This window comes from Erwinia sp. E602, from assembly GCF_018141005.1.
Lineage (GTDB): Bacteria > Pseudomonadota > Gammaproteobacteria > Enterobacterales > Enterobacteriaceae > Erwinia.
Map to the genome: position 1 here is coordinate 129,184 of NZ_CP046581.1, position 16,687 is coordinate 145,870.

The window sequence follows — 16,687 nt, forward strand, 5'->3', positions numbered from 1 at the left end:
GGCGTTGAGTTGCGGGTGCTTTGAGAAACAACGCTGCGACGGGGCGTCGTGGATGACGCCTCGCTCAGGTGACAGGAGTATGGCTTAGCCGGGCCAGTGAACGATCATTTCACCGCTCAGCGCCGGTCGGGCAAACAGGAACCCCTGGAAGTAACGCGCGCCTGCCGCCTGCAGCCAGGCCCACTCTTCCACCTGTTCCACACCTTCCACAATTACGGTGATCTCCAGCGACGCACAGCAGTTAAGGATCGCCTGCACGATCGCCTGCCTCGCGCCGCTACGGTGGATGCCGGTGATAATTTTTCGATCGATTTTCAGCTTGTCCGGCTGGAACTGCGACAGCAGCGACAGGCCGGCAAAGCCGGCACCAAAGTCATCGATCGCCAGGCTGATCCCCGCCGCTTTCAGCTTATCAATCGCCACCTGAAACTCGGTGAAGTTGGAGATGATCTCATCCTCCGTCACTTCAACCACCACCTGTTCCGGCACCAGTCCCGCGGCGGCGACCAGCGCCAGCAGGCGATCGACACCATCGGGCAGGCTGACCAGCGAACCAGGCAACAGATTCACCGAGACCTTGCGGTTTACCAGACCGATCTGTTTTGCGCGAATAAACGCCGATTCTTTGGAGAGTAAATCTACTTCGTATAATTCATCTTTGGCCATGCTGCTGAACAGATCCTGCGGCGAGCCGCCCGACGGGCTTCTGATTAGCGCTTCAAACGCGATGACCTTTTTTTCGACGGTGTCGACGATCGGCTGGAAAGCAAACGTCCAGCGCCGGCTGGCGGGGCAGATATTCCGCTCATCATGCAACGGAATGGCCTGCTGATAAAAATCATCCTTGCTGACCGGTGCCACTCTGACGTAGCTGCTTCTGTTTTTATCTTCCAGAAAAGAGCGCAGAAAACGTATCGGCCGGTCTTCATAGGTCTGCGACGAAGTAAAACTGCGCTGCGGCAGAATGGCGGTAAAAACGTCAGCCCGGTCGGCGTTTCTCAGATCGTAGATCTCCATCCCGGTCAGACCGAAGCGGCGCTGAGGCGCGTAATCACGCAGCAGCAGGGTGAAATTATTATGACGGTCGTCGCGGCAGATCCGATGATAAGTGGCGTTGACCGACTCGCGCGGGCCTTCCAGAATCTGGAAAAACGTCCGCCCGTCGAATAACAATATCCCGGTAACCGACACACTTTCATTATTACTGCGCGCACGTTCAATCAATTTTTTTAATGAATCGGTGGACAAGTCATGATGCAGATCGCTTCGGTAGATAAGGGTCGTTAGCATAGTTACTTTCCATTGTACGTGACGCAACGGACGCCCGATGCACAACACATTATACAGCGAAAAATCTAATTCAGCCCCCGCTTTTCAGCCTGACGCAGCGCGTGGTTTGTTTCTCAGTTCAGTATTTTTAATGCCATCTGGATGGTGTCTGATTCGTCCGGGTTGTCTTCAATTTTTCCCACCACCCGCATACCAAAAATCATGCACAGAATCAGCCCGGCGGCCGTCCCGGCGGCGATTTCCGCGGCGATCGAGCCATCCTCCTGTCCAAGACGGATCAGCGAAGTGAGGAAGCTTTTGTTGCGTAATACGGCCTGGCGAATCTGCCCGGCCAGCTCATCGTCAAACACCTGCAGCCCGACCGCGCTGCCCACCACCAGGCAGCCGCGACGCCCTTCAACTTCCCGCGCCGAGTCCAGATAGAACTGCAGCAGTTCGGCCAGTTTTTCCCGGCCACTGGTATAGCGGTCCAGCCGATCACGCAGATCTTTACCGCGATGATAAATATAGCGTTCGAATACGGTCTGAAACAGCGTGCGCTTGTCTTTAAACGCCTTATAAATGCTGCCTGCCGTTAACCCCATTGCCTCGCTGAGATCGGCAATGGATGCAGCGTGATAGCCCTTCTGACGAAAAACCAGCATCGCGCTGTCCAGCGCAAGATCGGTATCAAACTCCCGCGGGCGCCCCCGATCTCTGCTGGCTGGCGGTTTCTGCGGTGTATTCATCATCGCGGCTCTTTTATGTCGTTTAATGTGGCGATGATAACGTACTTGTGCTGGAGATTCAGCCAGATTTTACCGGCGGTGCGGCGTGGGCGACCGTCACCTAATTACGGCATGGTGCCGGCTACCATTATTTTTTCCCGCTATTCTCACTATGATATAGTGCTGCCGCATCGCTGCTGTTGTAGAATTAAACATCATCAGCCCGCTGATGAACCTTATTTATTCAGGCCGGCGACTCTTTTTTTAATTCAGGTTTAATTATGTCATTGTTTAATTTTCGTATTGTTATACCGGCTCTGTTATGTTGCGCCCTGCTGGGCTGGTGGTTAATTCCGCACCACTCTGCTGAAGATAAAGCCTGGTACGCCGCCGTTTTTTGCACGATTTCTCACGATGACAGTCGTCAGTTTGTTCAGGATATGCAGCGGGTGATAGAAGACGGTAATGCCGATTACGCGCTGCACAGAACCGAATATATTCCCGACCTCGGTAAAAAAGTCGCTGGCGTCTGGCAGACCCTGACGCCCGACGAGCAGCGGGCGGCGAATCTGGATGCGGAAACCTGCCGTCGGCGGATGCAGGCAGGATTGTAACTTCCTCTGAGGTTATCCGTTCATGCCTTGCGGTGTGAAGGGGTGCCCTGTCCCACTGCACTGCCGGTTAGCGTCAGAAAATGCCGGCGGCTGACGCAGCTGTCAGCCCGCCGGCGGTAGCGGATTTACGCCTCGGTTAACCCGGTCTCCACTTCAAACTGCCGGGATTCTCCGGGCGCCAGCGTCAGCAGCGTTCCGGCGCGTTCTGCCGCCAGGTAGCCTTCCGGCCGGCAGGTGGCGGGCAACACGAATGCCGCCACCTGCTGATCGGCATTGTGCAGCAGCCAGCGGGTGGCGTGGCTGAACTGCGCGGTGTCGAAGGTGGTAGAGAACCCGTAGCCCTGCGGCGAGGTCAGGCTGAAGGTCACCTGTTCACCGTACTGCGGCAGATCGTCGGCGAAAAAGACGATCTCCGGGTCACACATCTCCGGCCGGTGCAGCCCGTCGAACCCCTCGGGCTTCTCAGCCAGCTGGCGGGTATACGCCTGCCACTGCGGCGTCGGGCGCACGTGCGCAGGCACCGAGGTTCGGAGCCGGAATGCGCCCTCCGGGATGCTCTGGCTGAAGTGGCCCCCGGCCACCCAGGCGTAGTTCATGTGGCACATGTACTGCAGCGGCATCGGGTTGCCGGAGAGGTTGGTCACCGCCATGGTCATACGCAACCGTGGCCGCCCGGCCAGCAGCGTTACCGCCGGCTCCGCACGGTAGCGGTGCCCGAAGCCCTTGATATACTCGACTTCACCGCGCAGCGTCAGCGCCCCCTCTTCCAGCTCAATCCAGGCGCTGTCCATCCGCGTGCAGGCCATCTCTCCATGCAGCGGGTGGCTGTCCTGCGGAGACGGGCAGCCGTTGGCCAGCAGCCCGGAGTGGAAGGCGAAACAGCCGTAGGTGTCGACGATATCTTTACCCGGCAGCGGCTGCTTAAAGCCGCTGCCCATGGTCAGGGTGTGCCCGTCGAAGCTGGCGTCCCAGACCATCTGACCGTAAAACGGCAGCACGGTTACCGTACCGCGGCTGTTAATAAGCTTTACCGCTTCAATACCGGACGGATAACGGAACAGCTCAACGCTGAACGCGTCATTACTCAGCAGCACCCGCGGTGTTTCAGCGAACAGGGCGGCGTGTAAAGGCAGAATCGTTTTCATCGCGTGGCCTCCACGGCGTTAACGGCGGCAGCACCCGGCTTTTTATGACGCAGCTCGCCGTAGAAGAAGGCCCCGACCCAGGCGAAGCACAGCAGCGACACGCCAAACGCCAGCTGCATCGAGCCGAGAGAATCCGACACCAGCCCCTGTACCGCAGGGATCACGGCGGCGCCGACGATCGCCATCACGATAAAGGCCCCGGCCACTTCGGTATACTTATTGTCCACCGTTGCCAGCGTACCGGCGTAAATAGTCGCCCAGCAGGGTCCGAACAGCACGCTGACCAGCACCGCCGCATAGACCGCGGTAAAGTTGGGCACCAGCATCACGTAGAGCAGCGTGGCCACGCCCGCTATCGAATAGGCGATCAGCACCTTCTCCGCCCGGAAGCGGGTCATCAGGAAGTTCGCGACGAACTTACCGATAAAGAAGCCGATAAAGCTGTAGATCATGTAGTTAGAGGCATGACGTTCGTTCTCTGCCCCCAGCGTCAGCGCCAGGCGAATGGTGAACGACCAGACCGCTACCTGCATCCCCACATAGAGGAACTGGGCCACGATGCCGCGTTTAAAGTGGCGGTTTTTCGCCAGGTAGCGGAAGGTTTCACCCAGCCCCGGGCGTTTGTTGTCAACGCTCTGCGGTTTGCAGTGCGGGTAGCGGGTCAGCAGGAACAGCACCATCACCACCACCAGTACCATCACCAGGTACTTATACGGCTCCAGCGTGTGCTCCAGCATGCTCAGGCGGAACTGGTGCAGCTGTTCCGGGTTCATGCCTGCCATCTGGCTCTCCAGGCTGTCGCCCTCCTGAAACACCAGATACTTGCCCAGCACGATGCCCATCAGCGCGCCGACCGGGTAGAAGGTCTGGCTGATGTTAAGGCGCAGCGTGGCGTGATCGCGGTGACCAATCATCGAGCTGTAGGTATTGGCCGCCGTTTCCAGAAAACTCAGGCCGATGGCGATAGCAAAAATCGCCGCCAGGAACATGGTGTAGGTCGCCATATGCGAGGCCGGGTAGAACATCACGCAGCCGGCGATATACAGCGCCAGCCCGATCAGGATGGCGATTTTATAGCTGCTGCTGCGGATCACCAGCGAGGCCGGGATGGCGATCAGGAAGTAGCCGCCGTAGAAGGCGCTCTGCACCAGCGCGCTGGCAAAGTCGCTGAGTTCGAACACGCTTTTAAACTGGGTAATAAGAATATCATTCAGGCTGGCCGCGCAGCCCCACAGCGGAAACAGGCACGACAGCAGGATAAACTGCAACAGCGGCGTCTTATTCAGGTAACCGTCGGGCTGCTGGACAATGTTCGTGTGCATGGTAAACCTCAGGCGTTAAGGAAGCGATGAAAGGTCGTGGCATCAGGATACGAAGACTGGGTTCCGCGCCCGGTGACGCTGAGGGCGGCGTAAGCGGAGGCTGACCGCATCGCCTGCGCCACGTCGCCGTGCTGCATCAGCCCGTGAGCAAAGCAGCCGATAAAGGCATCGCCCGCGCCGCTGGTGTCGACGGCCTGCACCGGCACCGGCGCTTCGCGGTGCACCCTGTCGCCGTGCATCCACACCGAACCGCGGCCGCCGAGGGTGATAATCAGGTTTTTCAGCCCGCGCGCCAGCAGCGTCTGTCCGGCGTGCAGCACCTGTTCTTCCGTTTCAACCGGCAGGCCGGTGAGGATCTCCAGCTCGGTCTCATTCGGCATAAAGAAGTCGCACTGGCAGGCGTAATCGATATCCAGCCCGGCGACGGCCGGTGCCGGGTTGAGGATAATTTGAATGCCGTGCCGGCGGGCGAAATCGATGGCGTAATAGACGGTGGCCAGCGGGATCTCCAGCTGCAGGACGATTAACCGGCAACGTTTGAGTTGCTCAGCCGCCGCGTCAATATCCGCCGGGGCCAGCCGGGCGTTAGCACCTTTGATAATCAGAATGCGGTTCTGTGAGCGATCGTCGACGAATATCGGCGCCACGCCGCTGGAGGTGCCGGCGGCAACGGTCACGTGCGCCGTGTTGATGCCGTAGCGCTGCAGGTTGGCAACCGTGTTGGCGGCAAACAGATCCTCCCCCACCTTACTGACCATCATCACCTCCGCGCCCAGCTTCGCGGCGGCCACCGCCTGGTTAGCGCCCTTGCCGCCGCAGCCCAGCGCAAAATCGGGCGCTTCCAGCGTTTCCCCGGCTTTTGGCAGGGTATTAGTGTAGGTGATCAGATCGACCATATTGGAACCGATAACAGCGACAGACATCATTTCTCTCCGTGCGAAATTTTTCCCATTAAATGTTATTAAAATCACAACAACAACGATGAGATGTGAGATTTGTGACAGAGATCGCCACTGATAAACCAGTGAATTAGAGAAATAGTCTGAGTGCAGAGAAAGTGAAATGTGAGAATTTTAACAACATCTCATTCTGTAGGGATCATACGAAAACTGCCGGGAGACCGAGGATAGTCGGCAGGGTTGACTTACACCGGTATCTGTCATGACGTGCTCAATAACGAAGGTATCAAGCCATAATGGACGTTTTACGGATATTTATTTCCACATAACTCCAATAGACTCCACATAGACACTAAAAAAAAGGAGCCTTTGATGAGACATAAACGGACCACTTCACCCCATGACGCCATCTTTCGGCAGTTCCTTTCACGGCCTGAAATCGCCCGGGATTTTATTCAACACTATTTACCGCCGGCGTTGCTGGAAAACTGCGATCTCAGCACGCTCCGTCGGGAGCCAGACTCGTTTATTGCGGACGAACTCAGCCTGTACTTTTGCGACATTCTCTATAGCCTGCGCACCAGCAACGGCGAAGGCTACATTTATGTGCTGATCGAGCATCAGAGCTCACCCGACCGCCTGATGGCGTTCAGAATGATGCGTTATGCCATCGCCGCAATGAAGAAACATCTGGATACTGGTCACCGAACGCTGCCTCTGGTGGTGCCGGTGCTCTATTACAACGGTCGCGAGTCGCCCTACCCCGGCCCGCTCGAATGGGCTGAGGAGTTTGATGACCCCGCGCTGGCGTCAGAGCTTTACAACGGCATTTTTCCACTGGTTGACGTCACCGTGATTCCGGATGAAGAAATGCTACAACATGGCCCGCTTTCCGCACTGATGTTGATCCAAAAGCATATTCGGAAACAAAACTTGTCAGAAAAACTGGATACTCTGATTGACGCGCTACGTGATGAAAGTACTGACGAAGCGCTGTTCTTATCGCTAACCCACTACATTCTGCAGGCGGGAAGCGCCGATGATGCGGCAGCCTTTGTACGCCGACTGGCAGAACACTTACCCAGACACAAGGAGCAACTGATGACTATTGCAGAACAACTGGAAGCAATCGGCCACGAAAAGGGTTTCAAAGCAGGTCGTGAAGAAGGTCGTGAAGAGGGGCGTGAAGAAGGGCGTGAAAAAGGTCGCGAAGAAGGTCATTTCGAAGCGTTAAAGGAAGTTGCCATTTCTTTACTTCGCAGCGGTTTATCGGTAGAAAAAGTGATGAGCGTAACCGGGTTCAGAAAAGAGTATGTGTTGTCACTGAACGTGTAGACCGGGTTGACTGAGGGCCAGAATGATGCAATCTAAAATCACCTTAATTACCGGGGATCGCGCGGTATTGGCCGCGCCACCGCGCTACAGCTGGCGGCGGAGGGACATCATATCTGCATTGGCTATCAGTCAAATCACGCGGCTGCGCAGGAGGTCGTCGCGCAGATCCGTGCCGGCGGTGGCACCGCCATCGCCGTGCAGGTGGATATCGCGCAGGAGGATCGGGTGGTAGCGCTATTTCAGCAGATCGACCGCGAGCTGGGGCCACTGACCGGGCTGGTTAACAACGCCGCGATGATGAAGCCCCAGGCGACCATCGAGCAGCTGACCGCACAGCGTATCAACGCCCTGCTGGCCACCAACGTCACCGGCAGTTTTCTCTGCGCCCGCGAAGCGGTTAAACGTATGGCGCTGCGCCACGGCGGCCGGGGTGGCGCGATCGTCAACGTCTCCTCTGCCGCCTCGCGGCTCGGCTCTCCCCATGAATATGTTGATTATGCGGCATCAAAAGGTGCCATCGATACGCTGACCACCGGCCTGGCGGTAGAAGTGGCAGGCCAGGGCATCCGCGTTAATGCGGTACGGCCCGGTTTTATCTATACCGATATGCATGCCGACGGCGGTGAACCGGACCGGGTCAATCGGGTTAAGGCCAGCCTGCCGATGCAGCGCGGCGGCCAGCCGGAAGAGGTGGCCCAGGCGATTGCCTGGCTGTTGTCAGAAAAGGCGTCCTACGTCACCGGGAGTTTTCTTGATCTGGCCGGGGGGAAGTGATAGCTCACGCTAAATGAAGTTCGTCAAATCTGAATAAATATATTTCCAGATACAAAAAATAATAAAACAATCTTTCAAGGAGTATAGGGAGAAATAATGAAAACCATTGGCAGAACCACCGCGGGCCATAACGACGTCATCGCCCTTCTCTCCACGCTGTCATCCCTTTCTGCACGATGCCGCCTGTATACGGCGTCACAGGCTGATGAACACCGCCCGGTAATCCGGTAAATTTTCCGGCGGTTCGGATGGCTTTCTGACCAAACGCTATTTTTCACCGCGTAATCGGTGGCGTTCAGACACCCGGTGGACGGACCGTATAAGATACTGATAAGCCTTTTGTTTACATTTATTTACAATTACAGCAAAATCCCACCATGACGTGATAAAAACAAATAATTATCATTCGAATTCTCATTTCGTGCTTCTCTTACGCTTTATGCCCGGTGACGCCGTTCAGTACAGGAAAACGGGACCGACGGAATAATAAAAACAACCGGCATCGCTTATCTAATCTGATTTTTACGGGGAAAAACCATGTTCAATTGCAGGGAAACCGGCGCTGGTGTGCCAGGGTTCGTCAGCACTCATCCATTGAGTCAGTCACTGCTGACGCTGGCCATCTGCGCCAGCTTTACGCCTGCACAGGCGGCCTTTGCGGATACCACCGGGGCTGCTGCAGCCCCGGCGGAAATGGTGGTCAACGCCAGCAGCGCTGGCGCGGCAGACGTCGGGCAGGAGCAGCAGGACTACAGCGTAAAAACCACCCGCGCCGGCACCAGAATGCTGCTGACGCCGCGCGACGTGCCGCAGTCGGTCAGCGTGACCACACAACAACGCATGCAGGATCAGCAGCTGGATACCATCGGCGACGTGCTGAATAACACCACCGGCGTTTCGCAGTACATTATCGACAGCGAGCGCGTCAGCTACTTCTCCCGTGGCTTCTACATCAATAACTACACCTTTGACGATATTCCCACCTCGGTCAGCGACGAGTGGAACTTCGGCGATGCCGCCGGCGATACCGCCACCTTCGAGCGCATTGAGGTGGTGCGCGGTGCGACCGGGCTGATGACAGGTGCCGGTAACCCGGGCGCGTCGGTCAATATGGTACGCAGGCGCGCCGACAGCAAAACCTTTACCGGTGCGTTATCCGCCAGCTACGGCAGCTGGAACAGACAGCGCTACGTGGCCGATCTCTCCGGCCCACTGAATGAGGCGGGCAGCGTGCGCGGCCGGGTGGTCACCGGCTATCAGGACCAGGACAGCTGGCTGGATCGCTACCACAAGAGCAAAAAGTTCCTCTACGCCGTTGTCGACGCCGACGTGGGTGACAGCACCACCCTCTCGCTGGGCTATGACTATTCAGACAGCAGCACCGCCAGTCCCACCTGGGGCGGGCTGCCGACCTGGTACAGCGACGGTTCGCGCACCCGTTACGATCGCAGCACTAACTCCGCCGCCGACTGGACCCACTACTACCTTGAGTCGCGCAAGCTGCTGGCCTCCGCCAGCCACGACTTCAGCAACGGCTGGGCCCTGCGCGTTAACGGCACCCACAGCGAAACCACCTTCGACAGCAGGCTGCTCTACAGCTCCGGCTTCCCGGATATCACCAGCGGAGAAGGGATGTCCGGCTACGGCAGCCTGGATAAGGGAAAACGCAGGCTGGACTCGGTGGACAGCTTTGCCAGCGGGCCGTTTGAGCTGCTGGGCCGCCAGCATCAGCTGCTGACCGGCGTCAGCTACAGCCGCCAGAGCAACGTCTATTACAGCGCATCTAATGCGGAGGATGTGGCGGCCTTCGGCGACGGCTGGGATGGCAACGTGGCTGAACCGGCGTGGGGCGACTGGTCGGTCACCTCTGATGATGTGATCCGCCAGAAATCAGCTTATACCGCCGCGCGCTTCTCGCTGGCCGATCCGCTGGCGCTGATCCTCGGCGCGCGCTACACGCAGTACAGCGCCAACGGCACCACCGCCGCAATGCGCAAGAGCAACCTGACGCCTTACGGCGGGCTGGTTTACGACCTCAACGAGTCGTGGTCGGCTTACGCCAGCTACACCTCAATTTTCCAGCCGCAGACCTCGCGCACCGTGGGCGGCAACTACCTGGCACCGGCCACCGGCAAAAACTATGAAACTGGTCTGAAGTCGGCGTGGCTGGACGGTCGCCTGACCGCCACCCTTTCCGTGTTCCGCATTGAGCAGGACAATCTGGCACAGGCCGACGGCGATAAGACGGTGGGAGATTCCAGCGAACAGGCGTATTACGCTGCAAAAGGCGTGGTGAGCAAGGGCGCGGAGTTCGAACTGAACGGCGCGCTGACCGACAACCTGCAGATGACCTTTGGCGCGGCGCGTTACGTGGCAAAAGACGCCAGCGGCGCGCGCCCCAACGCCTTTGCCCCGCAGACCACCTTTAAACTGTTCAGCAGCTACAACCTGCCGATGCTGTCGCAGCTGACCGTCGGCGGCGGGGTTTACTGGCAGGATCGCACCTACCAGGACGCCACGGGGCCTTCCGGCGACACCCAGCGGGTGTTCCAGGGCAGCTACCCGCTGGCGAACCTGTTTGCCCGCTATCAGGTGACGAAGCAGCTGGGCGTGCAGGCTAACGTCGACAACCTGTTCGATCGCGAATATTACGCCTACACCAGCGACTATGCGGTGTACGGCGAACCGCGTAACGTCTCGGTCAGCCTGAGCTACAAGTTCTGACACGTTGTTCCCCCGGTTTGCCCCGGGGAAACCTGCCCTGTCGCGATGAGACGCACTGAGCGGCGGAAGCAGATGCCTCACTTTGCGCCCCCCCCCTGATCTGTTCATTCTCCTGAAAAAACGCCAGATCACCCGATAACCTTAAAGGCAGCGCAGGCCGTCTTTCTCTCTCCATCTGTTATAAAGACCCACGCTCACCTTCTCAGTACTTACTATGCGGTTTCTGTGGCGGGATCCGCTCTGCTCAGCGGTTCGCGGCGATAATCGCCAGCCGGGTAAACCCGCGCTGCTCCAGCTGCATCGCGGCCTGCGCGGCGCGGATGCCGCTGGCGCACACCAGCACGATACGTCGATCGCCGGGCGGCTGCCAGGCGGCCAGCTGCGGCGGCAACAGCCGCACCACTTCCTCCTCTGCCGCAATGCTCTGAGGCGCCTCTTCATGACCGCGCAGCTCAACGATGCAATCCGTTGCCTCCAGCAGCTGGCGGTCGATAAACGGCACCGCCGTCGCAGCCGGTTCTTCAGCACCATCGAAGCGGAAGCGGCGAAAGTGCCACTGCACAAAATCGCAGTTGAGCAGGCAGCCGAGCGGCGAAGGCTGCAGGCCGAGCAACACGCTCAGCGCCATCTGCGCCTGCAGCGCGCCGAGGGTGGCGACCGCCGGGCCCATCACCCCGGCGGTGTTGCAGTTGCCCGCCGCTTTCGGCAGCTGCGGAAACAGCGCGCGATAGCTGGGTGCGCCGCCGCAGAAGCCGCCCACGTATCCCTGGCGGCCGAGAACCGACGCGCTGACCAGCGGAATGCCGCGCGGCTGGCAGGCGTCCGACAGCTGATAGGTGATGGCAAAGTTATCTGCCGCGTCGACGACCAGATCGATGCCGTGCAGCGCCGCTTCAACGCCGCTGGCGCTCAGCGCCTGCAGCCGGACATCAACCTCACAGTCGGGATTACGCGCCCGCAGCGCATCACCCGTCCGCAGCGCTTTCGGCTGGCCGATATCCTCCAGCGTAAACAGCGTCTGCCGGTGCAGATTATGCTCTTCCACCACGTCGCCGTCGTACAGGCGAAGATAACCCACCCCGGCCCCGGTCAGCAGCGGCAGCAGCGTGCTGCCCAGCCCGCCGGCACCGACCACCAGCACCCGCGCCTGCGCCAGCTTCTGCTGCCCGGCCTCGCCCACTTCCGGCAGCATCGACTGCCGTTGATAACGACTCATATGTCCCGATCCCCGATTAATCGCCGCCCTGTGGCGGCGCTGCTTACCCATTGCCGCGGTTACGCGCACACGGCTCTGCGCATCGCAGTTCAGCCGTCATGCCAGCCTGAACGGTGCCGCCATGGCCGCACGCCGCGCTGAACCGGTAGTGCCACTCAGCTGAACTGCGCCAGCCCGAACACCGGCGTCGAGGCGGCGGCCATATCGCGCCGCTCAACCAGCCCCGCCTGATGCGCGTCCTGGCCGGCGCGGATCGCCGCACCAAAAGCGGCCGCCATCTTCACCGGATCCTGCGCCTTCGCCACCGCCGTATTCAGCAGAATACCGTCGAAGCCCAGCTCCATCGCCTGCGCGGCCTGGCTCGGCGCACCGATGCCGGCATCAATAATCAGCGGCGTATCCGGGAACCAGGCGCGCATTGCACGCAGCCCGTCGATATTGCGCAGCCCCTGGCCGGAGCCGATCGGCGCGCCCCACGGCATCAGCAGCCGGCAGCCGGCTTCCAGCAGTTTTTCACCGACGATCAGATCCTCAGTGGTGTAGGGAAACACCTGAAAGCCTTCGGCGCAGAGGATGCGCGCGGCTTCGACCAGCGCAAACGGGTCAGGCTGCAGCGTATCGGCGTTGCCAATCACCTCCAGCTTGATCCACGAGGTGCCGAAGACTTCCCGCGCCATCTGCGCGGTGGTCACCGCCTCTTTCACCGTATGGCAGCCGGCGGTATTGGGCAGCACGCGCATGTTCATCTGCTGCAGGATCTCGCGGAACGCGCCGCCCTGGCTGCCTTCGCGGCGCAGGCTGACGGTGATAATTTCGCAGCCGGAGGCGGCGACCGCCTGGGTCAGTATCGCCGGCGAAGGATACCCGGCGGTGCCGAGCAGGAAACGTGACCGCGGTGTAAAGTCGTAAAACATGCTTCAGCCCCCCTGCATCGGTGACAGGACTTCCAGCTCGCAGCCCTCGTGCAGGATCTGCTGAGCATACTGCGCGCGCGGGATAAACTGGCCGTTAAGGGCGCTGGCCACGCAACTGGCGTCGATCTGCTGCTCCGCCAGCAGCGCGGCCAGCGTGGTGGCGGCGGTGTCGATCCGCTGTCCGTTGAGTTGAATTTTCATAACAGGTTGTCCTGGGTAAGGTGTTGCATCAGTTTCTCCGCCATTACCGGCGCGAGCAGAAAACCGTGGCGATACATGCCGTTGACGTACCAGCGGCCGTTAAGGTGACGAATGGCGGGAACGTTATCCGGCCATGACGGGCGCAGGCCGGTGCCGCTTTCGATAATCCGCGCCTCGGCCAGCGCCGGGTGGATAGCCCAGGCGGCGCTGAGCAGCTCCATCATCGCGCGGGCGCTGATCGGACTGGCGTCATCGCTCTCTACCATGGTGGCACCGAGCATAAAGTGGCCGCTGGCGCGTGGGACCAGATAGCAGGGAAAACGCGGGTGCAGCAGGCGCACCGGGCGCGACAGCTGCAGCTCCTGCGTCTGCAGGATCAGCATTTCACCGCGCACGCCGCGCAGGCCTGCTAACGCGTCGGCGGCGTGAATGCCGCGGCAGTCGATCACCCGGCCGGTGGGGCCGCCGCTGTGAAACGCCACGCCGGACCGCTGCAGCCTGTCGCGCAGCTGGTTCATGGCGTCACGCGGATTAAGGTGAGCCTCACCGGCGAAGAACAGACCGCGGGCAAACCGCCCCTGAAGATGGGGTTCCAGTTCGCCGGGATCGACCCACTGATGCGCGTGGGTGACGCGGGCAAAGCGGTTCAGATCCGGCGCGTCGCGCGGCGGGGCCACCACCAGCGTGCCCTGATGCTGCACGCCGTCGACGCGCGCCGCCCACCAGGGGGCCGAGCGCTGGCCGAGTTCGGTCACCTCATCGGGGGCGCTTTCGCCCTCGCACCAGGGCGCGAGCATGCCGCCGGCCCAGTGCGACGCCGGACGCCGGGACTCATCGACGATCACCTCAACCGACTGGCCGCGTTCGGCCAGCGCGGTGGCGACGCACAGCCCGCTGACGCCGTCGCCGATAACCGACCAGCGGCTCATGGCGCAGGCGTCCGTAAAGGAACAGATGCAGGATAAATTACAGAAGAATTCACGTTGGCCTCGTTTAAAAGAGGACCCGTGATAAGGCAGGGAGAGTACGCGCGGGCAGGCGAAGTTGACCAGCGCATCAGGTTGCTCTGCGGGGCAAAGCAACGCGTCTTCCTACGCCAGTATCAACTGGGTCAGGTTCTAAGGGTCGCCGGGCCGCGATAATCGCTACCAGCCTCTCAGTCTCTCTGGCGAGACTCCCCTGACGGTTCTATTTGTATTTTATCTGCTGCCGCGCCGTCAAGCACGATGTCAGATTTTGCTGCCGCGGATACGGCCTGAAACGTTACCGGCCGATCGATATGCTCAGCCGCGATGGCTGTTCCGGGCGGCGGACCGCAGTAGCACGTTCATGCGCCTTACGCCGCGCGGCGTTCCGGGCCAGACTGCTGTTGCCGACGCCGGGCAATCTGCTCCGCGTGCTGCAGCACCTCCTGCAGGTCATCTTCATCGATGTCCAGCAGCTCACCGGCCAGCAGCGCTTCGTGCAGATCGGCGCGGGTAATGGAGACGTTCACCACCACCGGCGCGGGTCTGGCTTCCGCAGCGGCCAGCGGATGCGGATAACGGCGGCCGGCCAGGTTGTTAAATACAATCGCCAGCAGCGCCAGCGACAGCGAGTTGAGCAGGATCGGGGTAAGGACATAACCGTAGCCCAGCTGATGGATCGCCGGCCCGCCGATCACCGCGGTCAGCGCCACCGCGCCGCCCGGCGGATGCAGGCAACGCAGCTTAAACATCAGGACGATCGCCAGCGCGGCGGCCACGCCGCAGGCCAGTGCCGGCATGGCGATCCACTGGCCGACGGTCACGCCAACCAGCGCGCAGAGCACGTTACCGCCCACCACCGACCACGGCTGCGCCAGCGGGCTGTTTGGCACGCCAAACAGCAGCACCGCGGACGCGCCCATGGGGGCGACAAACCACAGGTTCACTTCGCCGAGCAGCCAGTGGCTGAACAGGCTGGTGATCGCCAGGCCGATACCTGCGCCGAGGCTGGCGAGGAGCATCTGTTTGCGGGCCACGGCCAGCGGGTGTGGCCAGAAGCGGCCAAGGAAAAGGCGTAGCTGCGCAGGCAGCGTGGAGGTGCGATTCATTTTGCAGGCGTCCGGTCATAGGAAATTCTTATTGTTTAGCGCGCTGATTCTCGCCGATCCTCCGCGCTGAAACAACCCGCCATCGTCAGAAGCGCAGCGGGAACAGAGACTGGCGAGGTGCCGAACGCCCGCCGTGTGAATTCGGTTACCACTCCGGCACCGGGTCGCTGAAGAACTGCCAGCCCTGCGGCCCCAGCGCCATCTCATTATCGGTCAGCAGCGCGGCGTCGAGCTGACGCCGCAGCGCCGCCTCATCCATCTGCATACCGATAAACACCAGCTCCTGGCGCGCGTCGCCGCTGCCCTGCTGCCAGTTTTGCATAATCGACAGCCGCAGATCCTCATCCTCAGGCCAGCGTTCAGGCGGTACCGCCGCCCACCAGCGGCCGGCCAGCCCCTGATGCGAGACGCCGCCCGCCTGTGACCAGTTACCGGCAAAATCGGGGCGTGAAGCCAGCCAGAAAAAGCCTTTTGAGCGCACGATACCCGGCAGCTCGCCGCTGAAAAATTCCCAGAAGCGCTGCGGATGGAACGGCCGGCGCGCGCGCCAGACAAAGTGGCTGATGCCGTACTCCTCGGTTTCCGGCACGTGGCTGCCGCGCAGCTCCTGCAGCCAGCCCGGCGCTTCGGCGGCGGCGTCAAAGTCAAACAGGCCGGTATTCAGCACTTTCTCCAGCGCTATCTGCCCAAAACGCGCCACTTCAATGCGCGCGCGCGGGTTAAGGCTGCGCAGGATCGCCACCAGCTGGCCGCGCTGCTGTTCGTCAATCAGGTCGGTTTTGTTCAGCACCAGCACGTCGCAGAACTCGATCTGGTCGATCAGCAGGTCCACCACCGAACGCCGATCCTGTTCGCCCAGCGACTCCCCGCGCTGCTGCAGGCTGTCGCGCGACCGGTAGTCGCGCAGGAAGTTGTAGCCGTCGACCACCGTCACCAGGGTATCCAGCCGGGCCACCGCCGACAGGCTCTCTCCATTTTCCTCTTCGAAGGTGAAGGTTTCCGCCACCGGCAGCGGCTCGGAGATGCCGGTGGACTCAATCACCAGCTGGTCAAAGCGCCCTTCCCGCGCCAGCCGGCTGACTTCGAGCAGCAGATCCTCACGCAGGGTGCAGCAGATACAGCCGTTGCTCATCTCGACCAGCTTCTCGTCGGTGCGCGACAGGTCGGCTCCGCCGTCGCGCACCAGCGCCGCGTCAATGTTCACCTCCGACATATCGTTAACGATCACCGCCACCCGGCGGCCTTCGCGGTTGTGCAGGATATGGTTAAGCAGGGTGGTTTTCCCGGCACCGAGAAAACCGGACAGCACGGTGACCGGCAGGCGCGCATCGCGTGGCAGAGGGGTTAAGTATTCAGCGTTCATCAGTTCCTCACAGCGTAACAGACTGGCATTAGCGAGGCGGCACGCTGCCCCTCGCCATTATTGTTACGTTATAACATAACAATAGTGATTGTCACCTTCTCTTTTCTGT

15 protein-coding genes, 1 pseudogene and 1 riboswitch are annotated in these 16,687 nt (G+C 60.4%); of the genes and pseudogenes, 5 read left to right on the forward strand and 11 right to left on the reverse strand.

Features of this window, described 5'->3' with window-relative positions; all coding sequences use genetic code 11:
• Positions 1 to 84: 84 nt before the first annotated feature.
• Positions 85 to 1,290, reverse strand: a complete 1,206-nt coding sequence (locus GKQ23_RS00570) for a diguanylate phosphodiesterase (RefSeq protein ID WP_212408332.1) — start codon at positions 1,288 to 1,290, stop codon at positions 85 to 87.
• Positions 1,291 to 1,403: 113 nt separating this feature from the next.
• Complete coding sequence (locus GKQ23_RS00575; protein WP_212408358.1) at positions 1,404 to 2,018, reverse strand: TetR/AcrR family transcriptional regulator; 615 nt, start codon at positions 2,016 to 2,018, stop codon at positions 1,404 to 1,406.
• Positions 2,019 to 2,278: 260 nt separating this feature from the next.
• Here GKQ23_RS00575 and GKQ23_RS00580 point away from each other — a divergent pair, with 260 nt between their 5' ends.
• Positions 2,279 to 2,611 carry a hypothetical protein gene (locus GKQ23_RS00580; protein ID WP_056237699.1) on the forward strand — a complete coding sequence of 111 codons (333 nt, stop codon included), beginning with the start codon at positions 2,279 to 2,281 and terminating at the stop codon, positions 2,609 to 2,611.
• Between the two features lie 125 nt (positions 2,612 to 2,736).
• Here the strand turns inward: GKQ23_RS00580 and GKQ23_RS00585 are convergent, their stop codons facing one another.
• From GKQ23_RS00585 to rbsK, 3 genes are read right to left on the reverse strand one after another with little or no spacing between them, the layout of a single operon-like run.
• On the reverse strand, positions 2,737 to 3,756 hold the full coding sequence (locus GKQ23_RS00585; protein ID WP_212408333.1) for an aldose 1-epimerase family protein: 1,020 nt from the start codon (positions 3,754 to 3,756) through the stop codon (positions 2,737 to 2,739).
• Positions 3,753 to 5,078, reverse strand: a complete 1,326-nt coding sequence (gene fucP, locus GKQ23_RS00590; protein ID WP_212408334.1) for an L-fucose:H+ symporter permease — start codon at positions 5,076 to 5,078, stop codon at positions 3,753 to 3,755. The genes GKQ23_RS00585 and fucP overlap by 4 nt, the downstream gene beginning before the upstream one ends.
• An 8-nt stretch (positions 5,079 to 5,086) precedes the next feature.
• Complete coding sequence (rbsK, locus tag GKQ23_RS00595; protein ID WP_056237694.1) at positions 5,087 to 6,001, reverse strand: ribokinase; 915 nt, start codon at positions 5,999 to 6,001, stop codon at positions 5,087 to 5,089.
• 348 nt (positions 6,002 to 6,349) lie between these two features.
• Between rbsK and GKQ23_RS00600 the strand changes: the two genes are divergently transcribed.
• The 4 genes and pseudogenes from GKQ23_RS00600 to fhuE all read left to right on the forward strand — a co-directional run bounded on the left by GKQ23_RS00600 (position 6,350) and on the right by fhuE (position 10,810).
• Positions 6,350 to 7,312: an Rpn family recombination-promoting nuclease/putative transposase gene (locus GKQ23_RS00600; protein WP_056237692.1), complete on the forward strand. Its 963-nt coding sequence runs from the start codon at positions 6,350 to 6,352 to the stop codon at positions 7,310 to 7,312.
• 25 nt (positions 7,313 to 7,337) lie between these two features.
• Positions 7,338 to 8,086: pseudogene (locus tag GKQ23_RS00605) on the forward strand (SDR family oxidoreductase).
• A gap of 96 nt (positions 8,087 to 8,182) precedes the next feature.
• Complete coding sequence (locus GKQ23_RS24035) at positions 8,183 to 8,317, forward strand: hypothetical protein (RefSeq protein WP_256442786.1); 135 nt, start codon at positions 8,183 to 8,185, stop codon at positions 8,315 to 8,317.
• A gap of 306 nt (positions 8,318 to 8,623) precedes the next feature.
• Positions 8,624 to 10,810: a ferric-rhodotorulic acid/ferric-coprogen receptor FhuE gene (fhuE, locus tag GKQ23_RS00610; RefSeq protein ID WP_212408335.1), complete on the forward strand. Its 2,187-nt coding sequence runs from the start codon at positions 8,624 to 8,626 to the stop codon at positions 10,808 to 10,810.
• 244 nt (positions 10,811 to 11,054) lie between these two features.
• On the opposite strand, the gene GKQ23_RS00615 is transcribed toward fhuE, so the two are convergent.
• The 6 genes from GKQ23_RS00615 to zigA all read right to left on the reverse strand — a co-directional run bounded on the left by GKQ23_RS00615 (position 11,055) and on the right by zigA (position 16,578).
• On the reverse strand, positions 11,055 to 12,026 hold the full coding sequence (locus tag GKQ23_RS00615; protein WP_212408336.1) for a HesA/MoeB/ThiF family protein: 972 nt from the start codon (positions 12,024 to 12,026) through the stop codon (positions 11,055 to 11,057).
• 155 nt (positions 12,027 to 12,181) lie between these two features.
• Positions 12,182 to 12,940 (reverse strand): thiazole synthase, encoded by a 759-nt coding sequence (locus GKQ23_RS00620; RefSeq protein WP_056237684.1) that lies wholly within the window; start codon positions 12,938 to 12,940, stop codon positions 12,182 to 12,184.
• 3 nt (positions 12,941 to 12,943) lie between these two features.
• A complete protein-coding gene (gene thiS / locus GKQ23_RS00625) occupies positions 12,944 to 13,141 on the reverse strand; it encodes a sulfur carrier protein ThiS (RefSeq protein ID WP_056237681.1) in 198 nt (65 codons plus the stop codon).
• Entirely contained in the window at positions 13,138 to 14,070 is a 933-nt protein-coding gene (locus GKQ23_RS00630) for an FAD-dependent oxidoreductase (RefSeq protein ID WP_056237679.1), read from the reverse strand. Before GKQ23_RS00630 ends, thiS begins: the two co-directional genes overlap by 4 nt.
• A gap of 142 nt (positions 14,071 to 14,212) precedes the next feature.
• Positions 14,213 to 14,332, reverse strand: a riboswitch (TPP riboswitch).
• Between the two features lie 145 nt (positions 14,333 to 14,477).
• Positions 14,478 to 15,215, reverse strand: a complete 738-nt coding sequence (locus GKQ23_RS00635) for an HPP family protein (RefSeq protein ID WP_212408337.1) — start codon at positions 15,213 to 15,215, stop codon at positions 14,478 to 14,480.
• Between the two features lie 145 nt (positions 15,216 to 15,360).
• Positions 15,361 to 16,578, reverse strand: coding sequence for a zinc metallochaperone GTPase ZigA (zigA, locus tag GKQ23_RS00640; protein ID WP_212408338.1), 1,218 nt, complete (start codon positions 16,576 to 16,578; stop codon positions 15,361 to 15,363).
• Positions 16,579 to 16,687 lie beyond the last annotated feature (109 nt).